The sequence below is a fragment of the Xanthomonas floridensis genome (assembly GCF_001642575.1).
Lineage (GTDB): Bacteria > Pseudomonadota > Gammaproteobacteria > Xanthomonadales > Xanthomonadaceae > Xanthomonas > Xanthomonas floridensis.
Map to the genome: position 1 here is coordinate 56105 of NZ_LXNG01000011.1, position 20806 is coordinate 76910.

Consider the following 20806-nt stretch of genomic DNA (forward strand, 5'->3'; position numbering starts at 1 on the left):
TCCCTCAGAAGGTGAAGCCGAAACGCGTGTAGATGCGGGCGTCGTCGCGACCATCGGAGGCATCGCGGCTTCCGGTCGGCAGTGCGGCGGTGAGGCGCCATTCGAAATTGGCGTACTGCGGCAGGCGGAAGGTGAAACCGACGCCGGCGGCATCGAACGTGGACGGTGCGACCGCACCGTTGGCCGCGTACACGCGCGCGTGGTCGGCGAACACGTCCAGCTCCAGCAGTTCGCGCCACGGGCGGCCGTTGAACGGCGAGGCGGCATCGGCAAAGCCGGGCGCATCGACGTGATATTCCAGCGCGGCGTAATAGCCGCGATCGCCCAACGCATCGGACACCGGATAGGCGCGCACGCTGTCCGGCCCGCCCACGGCGAATTGCTCCAGCGGCGCCAGCGTGTCGTCGCTGTATTGGCCGCTGAACTTGACATACAGGCGCTGGGTGCGGGTGAGGTACTGCAGGCGCGTGTAGGACACCCGGGTCAGGGTGAAGTGGCTGTCGCGGTCGGGGCTGACCAGATCCGGATCGGCCGAGCCATCGCGCAAGGCCTGGCGCACGCTGAGCTGCAGCAGGTCCACTCCGCGCCAGCGCAGATCGGTGCGGCGCAGCGAGGCGCCGAGTTCGGCCACGTCGAAGGATTGGTCCGACAGCGTGATGCCGGCCGCGTCCAGCCGCGATTTTTCGCGCAGGTAGCGTGCCGAGCCTTGCAGCTGCAGCAGATCGTGGTTGATGAATTTCCAGTCGGCGCCGGCATACACCACCGACGTGGGCCCCTTGAGGCCGAGCCGGGCGAACACGCCGTTGCGCACTTCCAGCTCGCTGCGACTGGCGCCGACCACCGCGCTCAGGCCGGACACCTGCCCCACCGGCAGCGCATACGACAACGCCCCGATCTGGCTCTGCCGCGGCGACAGCGAATAGGCGTAGTTGGCGGCGAACACATCGCCCAGCCCGAGTGGGCTGTTCCAGGTGATGCCGGCCTGGGCGCGATAGCGGCCGGTGAGTTCGGTGCCGTAGTTGTTGCCGCCCAGGCTGATCACGTACGGGCGCGCGGCTTCGCTGGCGACCAGGACCACATCGGTCTCGCCGGCGTTCTGGCCCGGTTGCAGTACCGACGATAGCGACACACCGGGCAGATCGCGTGCGTACAGCAGCGCGGTGTCCACGTCCTGCTTGCGCAGCGGGCGGCCCTGCAACTGGCGCAGCGGCGCCGACAAGGTGTTGCCGCGGTAGCGCGCGGCGCCCTGCACGGTGATCTGGCCGATCCGGCCCTCGAGCATGCGGATCTCGATGATGCGGTCCGCGCCCGGGGTCTGCGCCGGCAGGTAGGCGGTGCTGACGATGAAGCCGGCGGTGCGATAGGCCTGGGTGACGGTGTCGGCCACCGCCTGCAGCTGGTCGAAGCGCAGCGCCACTTCCGGCTGGCCCTGCGCCAGCGCAGCAAAGGCGGCATCGGCCACGGCCTGGATGCGCGCCGGGTCGATGCCGGCGTCGGGATAGTTGCCGACATCGCGCACGCGAAAGCCGCGCACCGGCAAGGTGGCTGCGGCATCGCCGCGGTCCTTCATGGCCGGCAAGGCAGCACTCTCGGTGGCAGTGGAGGCAGTCGCGCCATCCTGGGCTTGCGCCCACGCGGGAACGGCCAGCAGCAGGCACGCGGACACCGCCGCGGCCAGACACGTCATACGCATACGTCACTTACCCCTAAAAACATCCGTTGTCGCGCATGCCCGACGGGCCCGGCAGCGCATGCGGCCGGATGCGGACCCGCATGACGTTCGGCGTGGTTGCGCTCGCCCCTGACTGAACGTCGGTCGAACCCCGACGTACATTTATGGAATGTTAGCAATATTAGTGCGACGAGAGTCACTGTTACGACAATTGCCCAGGTGCGCCCGCGGTGTTGACTGAATCGATTAGGCTGCGGCGGCGAGCTGGGGCGCTGACCCGGCGGCGGCGACCGGGTGTTGCGCAAGGTGGCGCCCTGCGCCTGGCGCGCGGCGTCCAGCACGCTGCGGCGGCGCGCGCGGTATTGCGTGCGGTCGAGCTGGCCGTGCTGATGCGCCTGGGCCAGGGCCTGCAGTTGCGCGTTGGCTGGATGCGCCGGGGTACCGTGGCTCATGGCAGCTCCCGCAGCACGCGAAAACCCACGTCCGGCTGCGCCGAGCCATTGTCGGCGCGGCTGGCCTGCACGGTGCAGTCGGACCAGTAACTGGCAAAACTGCCGCCGCGCGCCTGCACGCCCGCGCCGCTGGAGACCCATTCCCAGACATTGCCGGTGAGGTTGATCAGCCCCCAGGGATTGGCATCGCGCCCGCGTGCGGACACCGGTGCGCGCACGGCATCGGCGGCATTGGCATTGGGCGGCACGCAGTTGCTGTCTTCGGCCTGCCGCCAGTTGGCCCCGGCCTGCGCGGCATGCAGCCATTCGGCATCGCTGGGCAGGCGGTAGCGCCAGCCGCCGCTGCCGATGGTCAGCCAGCGCAGGTAGGCGCGGGCCTGGCTCAGGCTGATGTTGCGCACCGGCGCGCGCGCCAGTTCGGGCGTGCTGGCGGCCTGCGCGGTGCAGCGGCCGGTGGCCTGGCAAAACAGGTTGAAATCGGCCACCGCCACCTCACCGCGCGACAAGGCATATGGCTGGCCGCCATTGAGCCCGGGCACCACCACCAGCATCGGCCCACGGGTGTCGCCCAGGGTGTCGAAACAGGCCGCGCCACGGCCCGGCAGGCCGGCGCCGCCACAGGGGTCGGGCCCGGTGGGCACCGGTGGCAGGCTGGCCTCGTCGTCCAGGCCGGCCGGTGCGGTGGCCGCGCCGGCAGCGCGCGGGGCGCCAGTGACGGCAGCTGGCCTGGGGGCGGATTTGCCCCGCGCCGGCCTGGCCGCGACGGCCGCTGCTGCCGCTTCGCCGGTGCGACCGGTCGGCACGCTGTCCGGGGCCGGTGCATCGCTGGCGGGCGCGCGTTGCAGGCGGGCGGACAGCGTGCCGTCGGGCAGTTGCCCGGCGGCCTTCATCTGCGCTTCCAGCTGCGCCATGGCCGCGGCATCGCTGCGATACAGCGCCTGCAGGCGCTGGCCCAGCGGCCGACGCTCGGCGGCCGGCAGGTCGCCGGCAGCCATCACGGCGGCGACCACTGCATAGCGTTCCTGCGCCTGGTGCAGCTCGGCGCGCTGGCCCAGCCGCTGCTGGGCCTGGGCCAGCAACTCGGCCGCCTGGGCATAGCGGCCCTTGGCGAAGGCGGCGTCGGCAGTGTTGCGGTACACCTGCGCCAGCAACTGCGGGCCTTCGCTGCGCAGCATCGGATGGTCCGGCTGCAGGCTGCGGATGCGCGCCAGCGCATCGGTGGTCTTGCCCAGATCGTTGGCGGCCGCGGCACGCCGCAGCGATTCCACCCGCCCGGCCAGTTCGGCCTCGGCGCTTTCGCGTGCCAGCGCCTGTTGCAGTTGCTGCTCCAGGGTCTGCAGGCGCGTGCGCTGGGCCAGCAATGCGCCCGACTGCGGGACCAGGCCCAGGCCGAACTCCACCAGCGCCTGCGCGCCGGCCAGCTGCGCCGGATCGGCTTGCGCGGCCACTACGCCAGCGATGGTCTCGGCCACGGCGCTGCGCTGCGTGCTGCGCTCGGCCGGCGGCAATACGGCCAGCGCGGCGGCCACGCGGTCGCGCCAGACCGGGTCGGTTGCCGGCTGTGCCAGGGCGGCGGCCAGCGCCTGGCGTGCGCCTGCGGCATCGAGCGGCGCGGTGGCGCGTGGGCGGCGCGCCTGCTGTTCGGCCACCTGCACCTCGGCACTGCGCAACTGCAGGCGCAGCGAGTCCGGGAAGGCGGCGCGGGCCTGGTCGATCTCGGTGCGCGCGGCGGCCAGTTGCCCGGCAGCCACCGCCTGCGCGATGGCCTCGTCCAGCCGCACTTCCAGCGCCGAATGGCGCAGCAGGCTGCTCTGCGGATCGATGCGGCGCACCTGGTCCAGCGTGGCCAGCGCGTTGTCGGGTTGGCTGCGGAACAGCAGCCCGGCATCGAGCTGGCGATTGAGCGCGGTGTCGAGCGCGTTGAGCCGTTCGTTCTTCTCGCGTTCCATGGTCTGGCGGCGCGCATCCAGCGACGGCGAGTACAGCCGCAGCCGGTCGCGCAGCGCAAAGACCTGCAATGCGCCGCGATAGTCGTCGCGGCCGTTGCCCGGATTCCACAGCGCATCCAGGCGACGCAGCAGGAAATCCTCGATCAGGTCGCTGCGGTCGGTGAGCAGGCGGCGGCGGTCGTCCGGCTCCAGGCTGGACAGCGCCTGCATGGCCTGGGTTTCGTCGCGATAGCGCTGCGGGTCCTGCGCGCCGAAGCGTGCGATCACCTCGGCCAGGTGCTGCTGATGCAGATAGCGGTGGATGCCCCAGCCGCCCGTGCCCACCACCGCCAGCGCGGCAGCGCCGTAGCCGAGCAACGGCAGCGCGCGTTCGCGCAGTGGGACCTGGCGCAGGCCATCGAGCAACTGCTCCACCCGCTTCAAGCGATGCGTGGCCGGGAACGCCACCGCCGCGCACAGCGTGGCGTACTGGCGTCGGGTCAGGCCGGGCACCGGTGGCGGGCGGCGCCCTTCGCGCAGGGCTACCTCGGCACTGAGCTTGTCGAACGGATGCTTGCCGGTGAGCAGCTCGAAACACACGCAACCCAGCGCGTACAGATCGTCGGCCGGTGTGGGCGCCTGGCCGCGGATCATCTCCAGGCTGGCGTAGGCCGGGGTCAGCGCGCCGAGCGTGGCGGCGTCGAACACGGTCTGCTCGCCGGCGACGTCGGCGGCGTGCTTGCCGGCGCGCGCGATGCCGAAGTCGAACACCTTGGCCACGTTGTCGCGGGTGACCATGACATTGCCGGGCTTGAAGTCCGAATGCACCACACCGGCCGCATGCGCGCGGCTCAGCGCGCGGCCCATGCCGTCGATCAGCGGCCACGCCTGCCTGAGCGGCATGCCGTTGTAGGCCTGCTCGCGAATCAGGGTCTTCAGGTCGCAGCCGTCGATGTACTCCATGGTCATGAAGACCAGGGTGCGATCCTTGTCGAAGTCGTACACGCGCACGATGTTGTCGTGCGCCAGCTTCTGCGAGCGGCGCGCTTCGCGTTGCAGCGCCACCAGCGCATCGGGATGGCGGCGGAATTCGTCGCTGAGCACCTTCACCGCCAGCCACGGGTCGCGGTCGCGCGCTTCCACCTTGCGCTCGTCGCGTGCCAGATACACCACGCCCATGCCGCCGCGCCCGAGCTCGCGTTCGAGCAGGAAGCGGCCCTTGAGCAGGCTGCCGACGCTGGCGTGATCGCCGCCGGCCGCATCGGCCAGTTGCTGCCAGCTGGACAGGCTGGCGGTGCCTGCGGTGCCGGTGCCGGTGCCTGTTCCGGTCTGGGTACCTAAGCCGGTCTGCGTGCCCAGGCCCAGGCTGGTGAGGCTGGGCACATCGCCGGGCAGCGGCTGCGCCGGTTGCACGCGGGTGATGTCGTCTTCGACCGGCGCTGCAGCGGCGCGGCGCGGCATCACCACGGTGGCGTCGTCGTCGATCGGCGTGGCTGGGGACAGCGGCGATGGCGGCGCTGCGGCGGTGGGAGCGGCGGCGTCGCGCAAGGCATCCAGCCGGCTCACCAGGGTGGTGACGGTGGCATCGTCCAGCAGCTGCTGGCGCTGCAGCTGCCACAGCGTTTCCACACCATCGCGGTATTCGGCGTCCGGCATCGCCGCGCGCCTGCCCAGCGCGGCCAGCACGGCCTCCAGGTCCAGCGCGCCGCGGCGCATGGCGGTGACCAGTTCGGTCACGGTGGCGGTGTCTTGGTGCATGCGTTCACTCCTGCAGGCTGACGACGACGGCGGTGACGTTGTCGCGTGCCGCCCTGCCCATCGCCAGTTCGAACAAGCGCGCCAGCAGCGCGCGTGGATCGCCGAAGCGGTGGCATTCGGCATCCAGCTCCGGGTCGGGGATTTCCTTGTTGATGCCGTCGCTGCACAACACGAACTGCGTGCCGGGCAGGCTGGGGGTGAGCACCCAATCGACGAACAACGGTTCCTGCGCGCCTACCGCACGGGTGAGCACACCGGCCGCGGCAGCGGCGGCCTGCGCGCTGCCAAACTGGGTCACGTCTTCGCGCACGCCGTGCACGTGGTCGCGGGTGAGCTGGCGCAGCGGGCCGGCATGGCGGGCGTAGATGCGGCTGTCGCCGACCCAGCCGCACAGCATGAAATCCGGGTCGTGCACCAGCACCACCACGGTGGTGGCGATCATGTCCACGCGGCGCTGCCGCGCGGCGTGCAGCAACTCGGCGTTGATCTGCGCCAGGGTGTCGTCGATGGCATCGATGAAGTCACACAGGTCCGGCGGGCGCACCAACGCGCCCAGCCGCTGCACCAGCAACTGGCTGGCGTAATCGCCGGCGCTGTGGCCACCCAGGCCATCGGCCACCACCCACAGCCCGGCCTCCTCGCGCACCAGCAGCGCGTCTTCGTTGAGGCGGCGCACCTTGCCGGTTTCGGTATGTCCGGCCGAGCGGTAGGGCGCGCTCATCGGGTCACCTCGGTGATGTCCGCATCGGCCAGCAGCCAGTCCAGATAGCGCTCGGCGGCGGGCAGCCCGTGCAGCGACTGCGCCGCCTCCCCTGGCCGCCACCACAGCGCGTGACCCTGCGCCGGCGCCGGCGCGGTGGATGGCGTGGCCGGCACCGCCAGCGCACCCACGGCGGTCTCGAAACCGGCCGTGTCGGTACGTGCGCGCAAGGCGCGGCCCAGGCAGGCGGCCAACGCGCCGAACCACGCCGGCACCGGCAGGCACGCCGGCGCCCACGGCATCGCCAGGGTCAGCGGGAAGCACCGCCCCACCCGGTCTTCGCCCGGGCCGAGCACGCCGGCCCAGGCCTGCGGCCCGCACACGCCCGGCCCCAGCGCGAACGCACGCACGCCACTGCTGCGGTAGGCGGCGGGCCAACGCGCGCCCAGCGGCTGGCGAACCGCCTCCAGGCAGGCGGCAAAATGCGCATCCCAGGGCTGCACGAATGCGGGCGGCAGGCGCCGCTGCACGAAGTCGCCCACGCCGGGCAACTTGCCGTAGAAGCCGATCTGTTCGGTGGCCGACATGCTCAACCGCCGCACGCAAAGTGCTGGACGTCGCTGTCCAGAAACGGGTGCCGCAGGTTGCCTGCGCGCAGCGGCACCTGCACGTCGTGGCCACCGAGCGCGAAGCTGGCGACGAAGCGCAGGTCGGAGGGATTCTCCAGGTGCCCGTCCTGCAGCGCGCGAAACAGCGCCCAGTCGCCCTGGTAATCGAGCTTGCCCAGCGCCACGCCGTCGACGCCGAAGGCAGCGATCGAGACATGCCCCGGCACCGGGCCGGGCCAGGTCATCGGCATGCTCTGCGCGGCGCCGGGCTGGTAGTCGTAGCGCTGGCCGTCGATCTCCAGCGTGAGCCGGGTGACGCCTTCGCCCAGCGTGGGCGCCAGCACGGTGAAGCCCACCTGCGGGGCCGGCCCGCCGCGGAAATATTTCTGCCGGATGCGCTGGGCCAGCTGCAGTTGTGCCGGCAGGCCGGGGGCGCCGACCACCGCATCAGGGCCGTCCTTCCAGCGCCAATGCGGCGCCTGGGTGTCCAGCAGGGCTTGCACGGTGCCGGTATACAGCGCATCCAGGCGCCCGCCGCTGCCGAACAGTTCGCCGAAATTCTGCAGGGGAATCTCCACCTGCGCGGCCGGGTCGAACGGGTAGCGGCCGCGCACGAAATCGCTGCACACCTCGCCTACCGACTGGCGCACCTGTGCATCCAGCGCCGCACGTGCTCCCTGGGTCATCAAGGTGGCGCTGCTGCCGGCCAGGCTCTGCAGCCAGCCGGTCACCGGCGGTGGCAGCTGCGCCATTTCCTGCCGCGCCAGCGCCAGTTGCGCATTGGCCGCCGCAGCATCGCCACCGCCTTGCGACACCACCAGCAACTGCTTGCCGAGTTGATCGAGCACGCGCAGCAGCTGATCCAGCGGCGTGCTGCCGGGCGCACCGGCCGCCAGTGCGTTGAGGGCCAGAAAGTGCTCGCTGATGGCCGCCCCCGGCGCGGGTGCGGTAGCGGCCGCAGGATCGGGCGGGGTTGCCAGCGCGGCGCGCATCGCTGCCCCGCCCGGCAGCTTGGCCGCTGCGCTGCCGGCGGTGGCGGCGGCCTTGCCGGCCACCGCGGCGGCGGCGCGCTGGGCCGCATCCGGCGGTGGTGCGCGGTCCATCGCCTGGGTGTGGGCGCCGACCACGCCCAGCAGCAGCCGCAGCGGCGAACTGGGGCCGGCCAGTTTGGCGGCGGTAGCGCTGGCGGCGGCCAGATCGGCGGCCGGGCGCAATTGCAGATCGGCCAGCAACGCATCCCAGTAACGGATGTAGTCGGCCTCGTAGCGCTGGCCGACCTGGCGCGCCAGCGTGGCGCGGGCGGCCGCATCCAGCGGTGCGCCGCCGAACACCCAATCGTCGCGCCCGAAGCGCTCCACCGCCTGGCCGATGCCGTCGCGCTGCAGGGCCGCGAACACCGGTTGGGTGTACAGCGCCGGCACCGGCGCAGACAACGGCGTGCCGCTGCGGCGCACGAAGGTGTCGGCGAGCAGGCCCAGTGATTTGTCCAGCCGCAGCGGCGTACCCGCCGGTGGCGTGAGCAGCAGGTTGCCGTAGATCAACGTGGACAGATCGGCCGCCTGCAGGCTGGCTTGCGCCTGCGCGATGCGCTGCCCATCCAGCGACAGCGCGCGCACGCGCGTGGGTGTGTCCAGCAAGGCCTGCAGCTGCGCGCCCAGCGCCTGCTGCTGCGCCGGATCGCGCGGGAACAGCTTGCCGGCCTCGATCGCCGCCAGCGCGCTGAGCTGGGCCGGATCCAGGTGCTGCGGCTGGCCCAGCATCAGATAGCCCTTGAGCGTGTAGTACAGCGCCTGCGGCGCCTGCGCGTTATCGACCAGGCCATCGCGAAAGCGCACCGCCAGTGCCGGCAGCAGCGTGGCATTGAGCTGGCGCAGATAGCCGGCCTGCAGTGCATCGCCAAGCGCGCCGCCCTGGAACAGGCCCATGCGCAGCGCCCACGGCGCACCCTCCCGGTACTGCTGCGCCACCTGCACCACCGCGTGCGTGGCGGCCGCCTGCTGCAGCGTGCGCGTCACATACTCGGGCATGCTGGTGGCGGCATTGGGATCGGGCACCGCCGGGCGTGCATCCAGCGCCTGCTGCACCTGCGCCAGGTAGGCGCGGTTGCCGAGGTAACTGGCGCTCAGCCCGGCCACCAGCACCGCCGTCAGCACGCCCACGCCGGCATAGGCAGCGGCCTGCAGCCAGGCCATGCGGCGTTGCCGCGATGGCGGCGTGTTGGCCAGCCCGGATTCGCGCAATACCACCTCGCGCAACAGCCGTTCAACGAAGAAGGTGCGGCGCTGCGCGCCTGGCGCATGCACGCGCGCATCGTCCACGCCGAAGGTGCGTGCCACCGCGCCCATCATGCGATCGATCGGCGTGCCTTCCTGGGTGCCGGAGGTGAAGTACACCCCGCGCAACAGCGGCGCCGGCCCGTAGGCATTACCGGCGAAACTGCCTTCGACAAACTGCCGCGCGCGCTCGCCCAATGCGGCCAGCTGCTGCGGAAACGCCAGGATCGCCGCGCGCCGCAGCCGGTCGCGTTCCAGGTTCAGGCGCTCGAACAGGCGTGCGCTCAGCTGCTGTTGCAGCAGGTTGAATTCGTCGGCGAAACGGCGCGCCGCCTGGCCTTCCAGGGTCTGCGCCAGCGCGAACGTCATGCCCCATACCTGGCTGCGCTGGGCAGGGCTCAGATCGTCGAAGAACTCGCCAAAGCCGCCGATCAGATCGCACTTGGTGAAGATCAGATACACCGGCACGCTGGCCTGCAGGTGTTCGGCCAGTTCGTCCAGGCGGCGGCGGATCGCCTGCATGTGGGTGTCGCGCTCGCCATCGTCGAGCAGCAGCAGGTCGGACATGCTCATGGTCACCAGCACGCCATTGAGCGGCCGGCGCGGGCGATGCCGGCGCAGCAGGCGCAGGAAGTCGCGCCAGGCACCGGCATCCACCACCTGATCGGAATCCTGCGTGGTGTAGCGCCCGGCGGTATCCAGGAACACCGCTTCGTCGGTGAACCACCATTCGCAATCGCGGGTGCCGCCCACCCCGCGCAGCGCGGCATCGCCCAGGCGCGCGGCCAACGGAAACTGCAACCCGGAATGCTGTAGCAAGGTGCTCTTGCCCGAGCCGGGCGGGCCGATCAGCGCGTACCACGGCAGGCCATACAAATCGCCGCCGCGGCGCTTGCGCAGCAGCGCAATGGCCTGCTGAAAGCGCGCCTGCAGGTGTGCGCGTTCCTGGCCGCTGCGCAGTTCACGGTCATCGTCGCAACCGGGCGCAGCCAGGGCGCTGGACAGCCGGGCGCTGCGCCGCTGCGCCTGCCAGCGGCGCAGCGCCAGCACGCCGACCCACAGCGCGATCACCAGCACGATGGCCACCACGCGCGCGGCCACGCCAGCCAACGGGCTCCAGCCCCCGATCGCCACATACGGCCCGCCCACCCACAACAGCACCGCGAGCAGGCTCAGTGCCAGCACGCTCACCACCACGGTGGCGCTCAGCGTGGACAACAGCGTCTTCATCGTCATTCCCCCGGCTGAAACAGAATGTCCACGCGGCGGTTGCGCACGCGATTGGCCGGCAATTGCGGCGGCCGTGCCAGCGGCTGCGAATCGCCCGCCCCCAGCGCTTCCACCCGCCCCGGCGTGGCAAGCTGCGCGCGCAGCAATTGCGCCACCGCCTGCGCACGCGCCGCCGACAAGGCGTAGTTGTCGGCAAACCGCAGCGAGCGCACCGGCACGTCGTCGGTGTGCCCGACCACGATCACCCGCCCCGGCAATTGATCGATCGCCGCGGCGATCTGCGCGATCAGGCCGCGCTGATCCGGCTCCACGTCCACGCCGCCGGATGCAAACATCGCCGCGCTGCTCAGGCGCACTCGGGTCTGGCCATCGGGCTGCTCGTCCACCTGCAACACCCCATCGCGTTCGGGCGCGGCCAGCAGCTGCTTGAGCCGCAGCGGCGGCGGCGGCAACGGCGTGGCGTCCGGTGGCGTGGCCGGCGCGAGCCCCCACTGCGCCGCCTGCGCACTGATCGGCGCAGCCAGGGTGCTCAGGCGGGTCTGGAACCACACGAAGGCCACCACCAGCACGCTCAGCCCCACTAGCGCGGCGGCCCACAGCGGCAGGAAACGACCCAGCCGCCGGCGATCTTCCACGCCGCGCCAGCGCGGCGCCAGGCTGTCCGGGGCGGCGCCGCGCTCGGCGCGGATGCGCCGATACAGATCGTCCTGGATCTCGCCCAGGCGGGCCAGGCCACCGGCCTCGATCTGGTAACGGCCCACAAAGCCCAGCGCCAGGCACAGGTACATCAGCTCGATCAGATCCAGATGCCGCCGCACATCGGCGCACAGCCGCTCCAGGATCTGGAAGAACTTGGCCCCGCCATACGACTCGCTGTGGAAGATCACCAGCAGCGTTTTCTGCGACCAGCCGCTGCGCTCGCCCCACGGCGCATTGAGCACCGCCTCATCGAGCAGGGCGCACAGCACGTAGCGTGCGGCGGTGACCGCTTCCACCGGCGCGCCGCCCTGGTGGGCGCGCTGTTCGAAGCGGCGGATCTGCGCCATCACCTGCTCGCGCAGGCGCGCTACCTCAGGCAACTGCGCGCTGTGGCGCAACTGCACCGCAAGCAGCAGCAATGGCGTGGCCGCCTGCACCAGCGGGTTGACGCTGCGCCCCAGCAGTTCGCTGATGTCGGTGCCTTCGGCGGCGATGGCTTCTGCCGGCAACGGCGCGACAGCGATCGGATCCAGTTGGCTCAGTGGACGGCTCATGCGCTCAGCTCCGGATCGCCCACAGTTGCAACTCCAGCCCGGCGAATTCGCTGCCGAAGTGGAACGCGATACCGCCGGAGGTCTTCAAGCTGCGCCATAGCGCCGCGCTCTTGTCGAACTCGAAGTACAGGTATCCGGCGTGGTACGGAATCTGCCGCGGCGCCACCGGCATCGGGTTGGCCACGATGCCCGGCAACTGCAGGTTGACCAGATCGCGGATCTGCTCCACCGGGCCGATCTTGGCGTGCGCCGGCAGCAGGCGGCGTAACTCTTCGCTGGGCATTTCGGCCTTGGCAGCCAGCACGAAGGCGGCGCTGTCCAGCAGTGTGGGATCCGGCACCATCGCCACCCACACGCCGAACTTGCGTGCCTGCATCGGCAATGGCGTGGCGGTCTGCTCGAGCACTGCGCTCAGGCTGCTGCGCAACGCGCCGATCAGCGGCTCGAAGCTCTCCTGCTGTGCCTCATGCCGGTAGACCGGCGATGCCGGCGGGCGCTTGCCCGGCGCGGTAAAGGTGCTCAACTCGCCAGCCAATGCAAGCAAGCCGCGGAACAATTCTTCCGGATGCGCCAGCGGTGCGGCGGCCCAGTGCGCGATCTGCGGTTGCCAACGGTTGACCAGCTGCAGCAGCAGGAAATCGGCAATATCGGCCGCACCACCGCGATCGGTGAGCGTCACCCGCGCGGCCAAGGCTTCGCCACGCTGGTGCAGCAGCCCGAGCAGCTCGGTCAGGAACGTGGTCAGCCGCGGCGCGGCCTGGCACACCATCGCGCTGGGAATGAAGTGCGGGTCCAGCACCACCTGGCGATCGGCGCGGGTTTCGATGATGCGCGCCACTGCGATGCGGTCCAGCCCTTCCAGTGGCTGGGATTGTGGCAGCAGCCGCGTGCTCAGGCCGCCGACTTCCATCAGCACGGCCTCGGAGGTGCTGCCGGACGCATCGCCACTTTCGGTTTCGCGCACGCGGTAGCGGAATAACTGGTCGACCGGTGATTCCGGGCGCCCCAGCTCCGGCTGCGCCGGCACCTTCAGCGGCAGGGTGAGATAGACGATCTGGTCGCGACAGTTGGGCTCCACCTCCATGGCCACCGGCAACGGATCGTCGCCCGGCATCGCGAACGGTGTGCCATCGGCAAATACCCCGCGTGCCCGGCGCAGCCCCAGCTTGCCCACTGCCAGCAGATCGGTTTCCCATTCCAGTTCGCTCACGCCCCAGGCATGCGGCCGCAGCCGCGCCGCACGCAGATCGACATAGCGCTCCAGGTAGCGTTCCTGCTGCTGCAGATGCTGCGGGCGCAGAAACAACCCCTCGCTCCACACGACCTTGTTGTTGTGCATGATCCACTCGCTAGGGAAACGCCGCGCGCCACCGCACGGCGTGCCATGCGCGATCGTCATGTTGTTGGTCGGCTGCATGCCGCTGGCGATCGCGATGGCTGCATTCGCCTGGTCCCGATGGATCGCGTCGATGGAGCGATTCTGCGGCGCGCCCGTCAGCCGCACCCGTCAAAATGTCTCAGGCGGTCAACCGCGGCCTCAGCCATCGGTAGCATCTGGCAGGCCTGGGCAGAGGAAATTTTAGAATCCTCGCTGGTCTGCGGATTGGTCGCGGGGAGAGCGCCTTGATCCTGATCTACGCTGTCGAAAAACGGCCGGTCACCGAAGGCTGCGGCTTTGTCACCGACTTTTGCCTGATCTGCCGCGCCGCTCAGGCCTTCGAGGTGCAACGCGTGGGTCTGGCATGGTCGATGTCTGGCGTGCGCCTTGGCAAGACGACGTAGACGCATGACCATCAGCTGTGTCAGAGCTGCCAACAAGCACTTCTGCATATACGCCATCGTGGTTTACGCATCGGTCGTCATCGCCTGACGCCATTGACCGGTTGATCGACATTACCCCGCCTGGTTTCGCCGCGCGCCATGCGCATCGACTGAAGATCGAGGAGCAGAGTCGCGACGCGCCCGCGTCGCTGGATCCGTCGCAGCGAGCCGACTTCGTGCAGGCGCCCTTCGTCCTGTTGCACCCCCATCTGGAGCAACGATTTGCAAGCACTCAGCTCGATTGGCGGCAGCTGATGGTGCTTGCGTGTGGCCTGCCGTGCATGCTGTTCCTGCTGCTCACCGGGTTGCTGCTTGAGTACGTCGGCGTGCCCATTGCACAGACGGACCCATGGACCGCGTTTGCTGCCTTCATGGGCGATGTCGGGCTGGTGATGCTGGTATTGGCACGTGTGCGCCAGCAGTTTTTCGAGCGCAGGGTTCTTCCAGAATTGGTCTTCACCCTGGCCCAGAACCGCACGGGCCCGCTGCGTCAGTGGCGTCGCCTCAACCCTGCGTGGCTGGACACGATTGCCCGATTGCCCGCACCAGCCAGGGGGCCTGTAGAAAGTCAGACAACGTCGGCCAACGATGATGTGCGCTGGCGACGTCCGGCCTGATGGCTGCGGTCATCTGACCTGGGTGTGTGCCAGGTACGGTGAGGCGAGCGTGCCACTGTCGCATTGGCGATTGCGGCGATGTCCGTAGTCCGGGATTGAAAGGCGCTGCTGCTGGCAACCGCCACTGTGCTCCACGACACTCCCAATCCCTGCCGCCCGGCCCTGAAGCGTGTCTGCCGGGAGCGCCACCTTGGCGCGCCCGGCCTTTCCGCTTTTGCCGCCAAAGCTGCTGTTAGAGACACTGCACCCGGTTCGTGGTCAACGCGCAGTGCCGGTGGTGGCAACAATGGCATCCAGCGTTGCAAGCTGGTCTGCGGACAGCTCCAGGTTGCAGGCGGCGAAATTCTCGGCCAGATGCGCCGGCGAGGATGTGCCGGCGATCACCAGCAGATTGGGCGAGCGCTGCAGCAACCACGCCAGCGCCACCTGCCGGGGTGTGGCGCCCACCGCGCTGGCGACGCCGGAAAGTACGTCCGACTGTAGCGGCGAAAAACCGCCGAGCGGGAAGAACGGCACATAGGCGACGCCTTGCTGCGCGAGCGCGTCGATAAAGGCGTCGTCGTCGCGCTTGACCAGGTTGTAGTGGTTTTGCACGCACACGATCCTGGCCAGCGACTGCGCCTGCTCCAGCTGGCGCGCAGTGACATTGCTCAAGCCGATATGGCGTACCAGGCCTTCGCGCTGCAACTCGGCCAGGCAGGCCACCGGCTCGGCGATCGCGCTGTCGTCGGTGTCGGCCAGTGCGCCCAGCCGCAGGTTGACCACATCCAGCGCCTCGAGACCCAGGCTCGTCAGGTTGGCGTGCACCTGCTGCCGGAGGCTGTCCGGCGCCAGATCGCTATGCCAGGAACTGTCGCTGCCGCGGCGGATGCCGATCTTGGTGACGATCACCACATCATCGCGGTAGGGATGCAGTGCTTGGCGAATGAGCGCATTGGAGACATGCGGGCCATAGAACTCGGCAGTGTCGAGATGGTTGGCGCCCAGTGCGACCGCCTGGCGCAGGACCGCCAGCGCAGAAGCCTTGTCGCGCGGCGGTCCCCACACATGGGAGCCGGGCAATTGCATGGTGCCGTAGCCCATGCGCTTGAGCTGCAGGGTGGTGCCGGGCAGGGTGAAGGTGCCACCGAGGTGAGTGTCGGTCATGAGATGTCCTTGGATGGGTGGGCGGAGCGGCGTCTGCGATTGGGTGGGAGCGGCCGCTGCGGGCACGGCGCACACTCGTCGAAAACGCGCTGTGTGGTGTCGCGCCTGCGGCAAAAAAAACGCTTTACTTCGGTAGTGCCGCTGCAATTTACGGCCGCGACCTCTGTGCGACAATCAGGTATAAATTGAACGGGCCGTACGGATTTCCGAACAATGAGCAATCGCCTGGGTGACATGGAGGCGTTCGTGCGGGTGGCGCGCGCCGGTGGATTTCGGGAAGCGGCCAAGAGCGCGGGCCAGAGCGCGTCCAACTTCAGCGATGCGATCAAGCGCATGGAGGCCTGGCTGGGCGTGCGGCTGTTCAATCGCACCACGCGCAGCGTGGTGCTGACCGATGCGGGGAAGGCGCTGTTGGCCCGCATCGAGCCGGCATTGATCGAGCTGGAGGGCGCCAAGGAGGTGGTCAGCGCGTTTCGCGACACGCCGGCCGGTACGCTGCGCCTCAATGTGCCGGTCAGTGCGGCGCGGCTGGTGTTGCCGCGCATCCTGCCGCCGTTCCTGGCGGCCTACCCGGACATCACCGTGGAGGTGCTGACCGAAGAGAGCTTCGTCGACGTGATCGCCGCCGGGTGCGATGCGGGAATCCGCTACGGCGAGCGGCTGCAGCAGGACATGGTGGCGATCCCGATCGGCCCGCGTGTGCAACGCAGCGCAACCGCTGCATCTCCCGGCTACCTGGATCGGCGCGGCCGCCCCACCCACCCGCGCGAGCTGATCGACCACGACTGCATCCGTGGTCGTTTTCCCAGCGGCGTGATTGCCGAGTGGGAGTTCGAGCGCAAGGGAGAGATCGTCACCATCCTTCCGCGTGGGCAGCTGCTGGTGGAGATCGGCGGAGGTCTCGATCTTGCGATTCAATCGGCAATCGCCGGAAACGGAGTCATTCACCTGTTTGAGCAATGGCTTGCGCCGCACCTGGCATCCGGTGCGCTCGAACCGGTGCTGCGCCCCTGGTGGCAACCGTTTCCCGGCCCCTATCTGTATTACCCCAACCGCAACCTCACCCCGCCTGCGCTGCGCGCGTTCATTGAATTCGTCAAACAGTTGCCCGACTGAGAGCAGCTGACACAACGCCTGCGCGCCCCCCTGACGAACGCCCGCTACGGTTTGGTAGAAGCTCTCAGCCTTGCGCCCCTGCGGTCGCAACGCGGCCGGATCACCCTTGCGATCCGCGCGCGGCAGGCTGGCGCCGTGCCGACTTCAGGCGTGCCAGCTGCGCCTCGTAGGCGCGGGCGAACTCGTCGCCGAACAGGCGGCGGAAGCAGTCGTCCGGATCGCCGCGCAGTTGTTCGAAGTTGTCGCGATAGCGCTCCCAGTATCGCCCTTTGCCGCCGAAGCTCAAGCGCTTGCCACCGGCGTCGGCCTCCTGTTCCAGCCGGTCCGGGCTGAAGTGGAACAGCATCGCGTCGAAGGCCGCGCGCATACCGGCCAGCATCGCCATCTGGTGGCAACGGATATCGTCGAAGGCATCCTCGAATGCCGGCACGCCGGACAGGAACGCGGGGCTGGGCGGGGCCAGCAGTTTCTGCAGGGCATCGTCGGCGGTGGCAGCGAACTTGAGCGGGTTGTTCTCCGACCGCTGGATCACCGTGACCGGCAGGCGGAAGGTGTTCTTGATCTCCGCACGTGCGCGCAGTACGTCCATCACGCCATCCACCACGATGGCGAAGATGCGATCCAGCTCCGGTGGCAGCTGCAGCGTTGGTGCAGGCGCGTTGCCAGGCGGTGCCTGGGCCGCGAAGGCCGGAGCGGGAGCGGCCTGCACTGCGCGCGCTGCAGTGGTGGCGGGCTGCGCAAAATCGCCCAGGGTCATGTCCCAGTTTTTCGGCAGCGTGGCGCGTGCATCGCCACCGGCCGGCGGGCGGAAGTGGTCGTGACTGGCGCTGCTGTGATTCCACGCGCCGGGCACCACGCTGGGCGCCGGGGCGGGTACCGGGTCGAGCAGGCGTAGGGGATCCAGCTCACGCGGCGAGCTGCCCGCCAGCAGGCCTTCCAGCGGATCGTCGATTGCCGGGCGCGTGGCCACCGGCGCCCCGAAGTCCAGCAGATCCAGGCGGCTGTCGGGCGATGCAGTGCGCGCCGGCGACGGTGGCGGCGCGACCTGGGTGCGGTCGTCCATCGCATCGGATAGCGCATCGAACGCCGGCGGTGCGTCGGGCGTGGCCGCCAGCGCGTGCACCTGCACCTGGATCTCGAAGCTGTCCAGCTGCAGGCGGTCGCCATCGCTCAGGGCGCACGGGTCGGCGCGGGTCAAGGCCGCACCATTGAGCGACATGCCGTTGGTGCTGCGATCCTCGATGAAGTACATGCCGTTGAGAAAACGCACCACCGCATGCGTGCGCGACACCCCCGGCGCTGCCAATACCCAATCGCTCTCGTCCGAGCGCCCGATGCTGCCGCCGCTGCCGGCGAACCGCTTCTGCGCATTGGGCCCGAACTGCGCGGCATGCGCGCCGCCAACGGTGAGGATCAACTGCGAACTGGACACGACACAGGCTCCTGCAGACAAGAAACGACGCCGGAAAAAGGCGCCATGCAACCGACGCGCAGGCGCCGGCGATAACCAACAGACATGACCACCACGCGGGCGACCTCGCCCTCGCACAGACGCGCAGCGCTGCATGCGGCGCTGCTGGCAACCCGGAGGCGCACGCCTCGTGCCGCGCGTGACGGATGCACGCGCCCCATCCCTGCAGCGCCCCGCCAGCGCACCAGTGGCGCACCGATCCCGGTGCGAGCTCCAACGCGGTCGCGCAGCACGCTCATGGGGGCTGCACGTTGGCCAGCAGCTCCAGCGCGTGCGCGGCATAACCGCTGCGACGCGCGGCCAGTGCGGCAGGCTGGCGCGCAGCGAGCAAGGTGATGGCCGCCGCGACCGCACGTGCGGTCAGGTGCTCGGCCGGCGGGACCGCAGTGCTCTGCTGGGGCGGCGCCAGGCTGCCACCGGACCAGGCCACCGCCGCTGCCAGCCATGCGCCCAGGGAAATGTAACCACCGGCATGCGCAAACGCCTGCGCCGCGCGGCGATGCGTTTCGCTGGGGTCGCGCACCCACTTTTCCGCCAGCGCAGCACCGGCGCGGTCTTCCTCGTCCAGCGCTTCGCCGCGCACGCACTGGCACAGCCAGGCCACCGCGTAGCGCTTGGGCAGCAGGCGCGCGAGCAGCTTGATCGCATCCTCGTCGTGGCCATGCGCCAGCAAGGCGCGTACCGCCGCCTGCGGCGCGATCGGCGTGGCCAGCTGCGCACGCGCCGGCGCGGAGACCTGCATGTCCGCACACGCCTGCGCCAGCGAGAGCATGGGCGCGCTCATCCGATCATGATCAGGCCGCCACCGACCTGCACCAGGGCATCGGCCTTGATGCTGACCAGCGGGCCCTTGAGCGTGGCCGAGGCGCCGGCTTCGGCGCTGAGCATGCCGCCGGAGGACAACTTCAGCGTGCCATCGCCGGCGACCTCCGTGGCCGGCGATTTGGCCTGCAACTGCGCATTGGCGATCAGCTTGATGGCGGTGGAGGTGGTCTTGGCCTCGGAGCTTGCATCGATCAGGATCTTGACCCCGCTGAGCACGATGTCGCCGTTTTGCTTCATCACCAGCCGCGCACTGCCAGTCACCAGCTCGATCTCTTCGCCGGCCTGCAGCAGCAGTTTCTTGCCGACATCCACGCTGTCGTTGTTGTCGATGCGCGCCTTGCGGTCGTGCTTGACCGTGAGCACCTGATCGTTGTCCACGGTGGCGGTGTGATCGTGCTGCACCGCTTCGCACAGGTCGCGCTGTGCGCGCAGATAGACCTCTTCCGCGCCGGCCTTGTCGTCGAAGCGCAGCTCGTTGAAATCCGCGCTGCCGCCCAACAGGCTGCGGCTACGCACGCCACTTTGGGTCTTGTTGTCCGGCAGCGCGAACGGCAGCGCGTGATCGGCGTTGTAGACGCTGCCCACGATCAGCGGGCGGTCCGGATTGCCTTCCAGGAAGCTCACCACCACCTCCTGCCCCACCCGCGGCAGGCTCATCGCGCCCCAGCCCTTGCCCGCCCACATCGAGGCCACCCGCACCCAGCACGACGGTGCGCCATGCGCGCGTGCGGCGCCGGCCCAGTGAAAGGTGACCTGCACACGGCCGTGCGCGTCCACCACGATGTCTTCGTCGGTATCGCCGGTCACCACCGCGGTCTGCAGGCCGGCAATGCTGGGCATGGGCGTGCGCGCCACGCTGCGAAACGGCAACCGGCTTTCCATCACCTGCACGGTGCTGGAAAACGGCGGCTCGTCGGCATGCTCGGGCGCTGCCAGCGTGGTCTGCGCCGAAAGCACCAGATACTCCTGATTGAGCTCGCTGCGCGGGTGGCTGCGCAGGGTGAACAACGCCCCCACCATCAGCCCGCAGGCATTGGTGGTGGCCTGGTGGCTGGCGCGCTGCACGTTGTGCGCCTCGGTGCGGACTTGCACATAGCGGCCGCCATCGGCCTGCAGCACATGCGGGCCGGGGTAGTCGAACGCGGCCAGGCCATCCACCGGATGCAGGCCGGCACCGCTGGCGTCGCACTCGGCCGCCAGAGAGGCGCGTGGCTGCTGCGGGTCGTAATCGGTGACGGCATGCTGGGTGGAATGCAGCGCGCGGGCGGCACGCCACTGGCTCACCACCGAGCGCAGGATGCGCCGGTTTTCCAGTTCCGGCGGCACGTACGGCAGGCTGTCCACGCCGTTGCGCTGCGCATGCGCCCCTAGCGCGTCGCACAGCACCATGGTGTGCGCACTGCGGCCATGGGTGAAGTAGTAATAGATGCCTTCCTGCTCCAGCAGCCGGCTGATGAAGCTGAAATCGTCTTCGCGGTATTGCACGCAGTACGTGCGCTTGGAGTACTGCGTGCTCAATTGCTGCTGCACATCGCTGTAGCCGATCTCGCCCAGCACGCTGACGACGATCTCCGGCACGCTCAGGTCCTGATAGATGCGGCAATCGCGCCGTTGGGTGAGCAGCCAGGGCCGCGGCACCAGGTGCAGTTCCAGCACCGTGTAGGCGATCGCATCGACAACGCTGACGCCAGCCTGCGCGCAGCTAGCCACGATGCCGTGGTACCACCGTTGCTCGCCGTTGTCGTCGGCCAGTTGGACAGCCACCGGCGTGGCGAGCAACGCGCCCAGGTTGGGTTGTGCATCCGTGCACAGGGCATCGATGCGGTAGTCGAACAGCTGCCCCAAGGCCTCGTGCGCCTGCATGCGCTGCAGCCGCAGGCGGTCGCCAAGGTCGGAGTGCAGCGTGATGGTGCGCGGCATCGAAGCATCCACAGGT

The 20806-nt window shown here is 69.5% G+C and carries 14 protein-coding genes and 1 pseudogene; 2 read left to right on the top strand and 13 right to left on the bottom strand.

Annotated features, from left to right (window positions below; genetic code table 11):
- Positions 1 to 4: 4 nt before the first annotated feature.
- From A7D17_RS06985 to A7D17_RS07025, 9 genes and pseudogenes are all read right to left on the bottom strand, one after another.
- The gene (locus A7D17_RS06985; RefSeq protein WP_064508439.1) at positions 5 to 1687 is read right to left on the bottom strand and encodes a ShlB/FhaC/HecB family hemolysin secretion/activation protein; all 1683 of its coding nucleotides are present in this window, start codon (positions 1685 to 1687) and stop codon (positions 5 to 7) included.
- Positions 1684 to 1872, bottom strand: a pseudogene (locus A7D17_RS25225) (hypothetical protein); the annotation flags it as partial. The pseudogene A7D17_RS25225 and the gene A7D17_RS06985, both read right to left, overlap by 4 nt.
- 248 nt (positions 1873 to 2120) lie before the next feature.
- Positions 2121 to 5810, bottom strand: a complete 3690-nt coding sequence (locus A7D17_RS06995; RefSeq protein ID WP_064508441.1) for a bifunctional serine/threonine-protein kinase/formylglycine-generating enzyme family protein — start codon at positions 5808 to 5810, stop codon at positions 2121 to 2123.
- Between the two features lie 4 nt (positions 5811 to 5814).
- A complete protein-coding gene (locus A7D17_RS07000) occupies positions 5815 to 6531 on the bottom strand; it encodes a PP2C family protein-serine/threonine phosphatase (RefSeq protein ID WP_064508442.1) in 717 nt (238 codons plus the stop codon).
- On the bottom strand, positions 6528 to 7103 hold the full coding sequence (gene tagF, locus A7D17_RS07005; RefSeq protein WP_064508443.1) for a type VI secretion system-associated protein TagF: 576 nt from the start codon (positions 7101 to 7103) through the stop codon (positions 6528 to 6530). The genes A7D17_RS07000 and tagF overlap by 4 nt, the downstream gene beginning before the upstream one ends.
- Positions 7100 to 10627, bottom strand: a complete 3528-nt coding sequence (gene tssM, locus A7D17_RS07010) for a type VI secretion system membrane subunit TssM (protein WP_064508444.1) — start codon at positions 10625 to 10627, stop codon at positions 7100 to 7102. The genes tagF and tssM overlap by 4 nt, the downstream gene beginning before the upstream one ends.
- Entirely contained in the window at positions 10624 to 11874 is a 1251-nt protein-coding gene (gene icmH / locus A7D17_RS07015) for a type IVB secretion system protein IcmH/DotU (protein ID WP_064508445.1), read from the bottom strand. Before icmH ends, tssM begins: the two co-directional genes overlap by 4 nt.
- A 4-nt stretch (positions 11875 to 11878) precedes the next feature.
- Positions 11879 to 13213 (bottom strand): type VI secretion system baseplate subunit TssK, encoded by a 1335-nt coding sequence (gene tssK / locus A7D17_RS07020; protein WP_064508487.1) that lies wholly within the window; start codon positions 13211 to 13213, stop codon positions 11879 to 11881.
- A 155-nt stretch (positions 13214 to 13368) separates the two neighbouring features.
- The gene (locus A7D17_RS07025; protein WP_161946529.1) at positions 13369 to 13692 is read right to left on the bottom strand and encodes a hypothetical protein; all 324 of its coding nucleotides are present in this window, start codon (positions 13690 to 13692) and stop codon (positions 13369 to 13371) included.
- A 65-nt stretch (positions 13693 to 13757) separates the two neighbouring features.
- Here A7D17_RS07025 and A7D17_RS07030 point away from each other — a divergent pair, with 65 nt between their 5' ends.
- Positions 13758 to 14312, top strand: a complete 555-nt coding sequence (locus tag A7D17_RS07030; RefSeq protein ID WP_064508447.1) for a hypothetical protein — start codon at positions 13758 to 13760, stop codon at positions 14310 to 14312.
- A gap of 258 nt (positions 14313 to 14570) precedes the next feature.
- Here A7D17_RS07030 and A7D17_RS07035 read toward each other — a convergent pair whose 3' ends face one another.
- On the bottom strand, positions 14571 to 15458 hold the full coding sequence (locus A7D17_RS07035) for an oxidoreductase (protein WP_064508448.1): 888 nt from the start codon (positions 15456 to 15458) through the stop codon (positions 14571 to 14573).
- A gap of 234 nt (positions 15459 to 15692) precedes the next feature.
- Here A7D17_RS07035 and A7D17_RS07040 point away from each other — a divergent pair, with 234 nt between their 5' ends.
- The gene (locus A7D17_RS07040; RefSeq protein ID WP_064508488.1) at positions 15693 to 16574 is read left to right on the top strand and encodes a LysR family transcriptional regulator; all 882 of its coding nucleotides are present in this window, start codon (positions 15693 to 15695) and stop codon (positions 16572 to 16574) included.
- Positions 16575 to 16674: 100 nt separating this feature from the next.
- Here the strand turns inward: A7D17_RS07040 and tagH are convergent, their stop codons facing one another.
- The 3 genes from tagH to tssI all read right to left on the bottom strand — a co-directional run bounded on the left by tagH (position 16675) and on the right by tssI (position 20790).
- A complete protein-coding gene (tagH, locus tag A7D17_RS07045; protein ID WP_064508449.1) occupies positions 16675 to 18006 on the bottom strand; it encodes a type VI secretion system-associated FHA domain protein TagH in 1332 nt (443 codons plus the stop codon).
- Between the two features lie 274 nt (positions 18007 to 18280).
- Positions 18281 to 18829 (bottom strand): DUF6931 family protein, encoded by a 549-nt coding sequence (locus A7D17_RS07050; protein ID WP_064508450.1) that lies wholly within the window; start codon positions 18827 to 18829, stop codon positions 18281 to 18283.
- Complete coding sequence (tssI, locus tag A7D17_RS07055) at positions 18826 to 20790, bottom strand: type VI secretion system tip protein TssI/VgrG (protein WP_064508489.1); 1965 nt, start codon at positions 20788 to 20790, stop codon at positions 18826 to 18828. Before tssI ends, A7D17_RS07050 begins: the two co-directional genes overlap by 4 nt.
- Between the last annotated feature and the right edge of the window lie 16 nt (positions 20791 to 20806).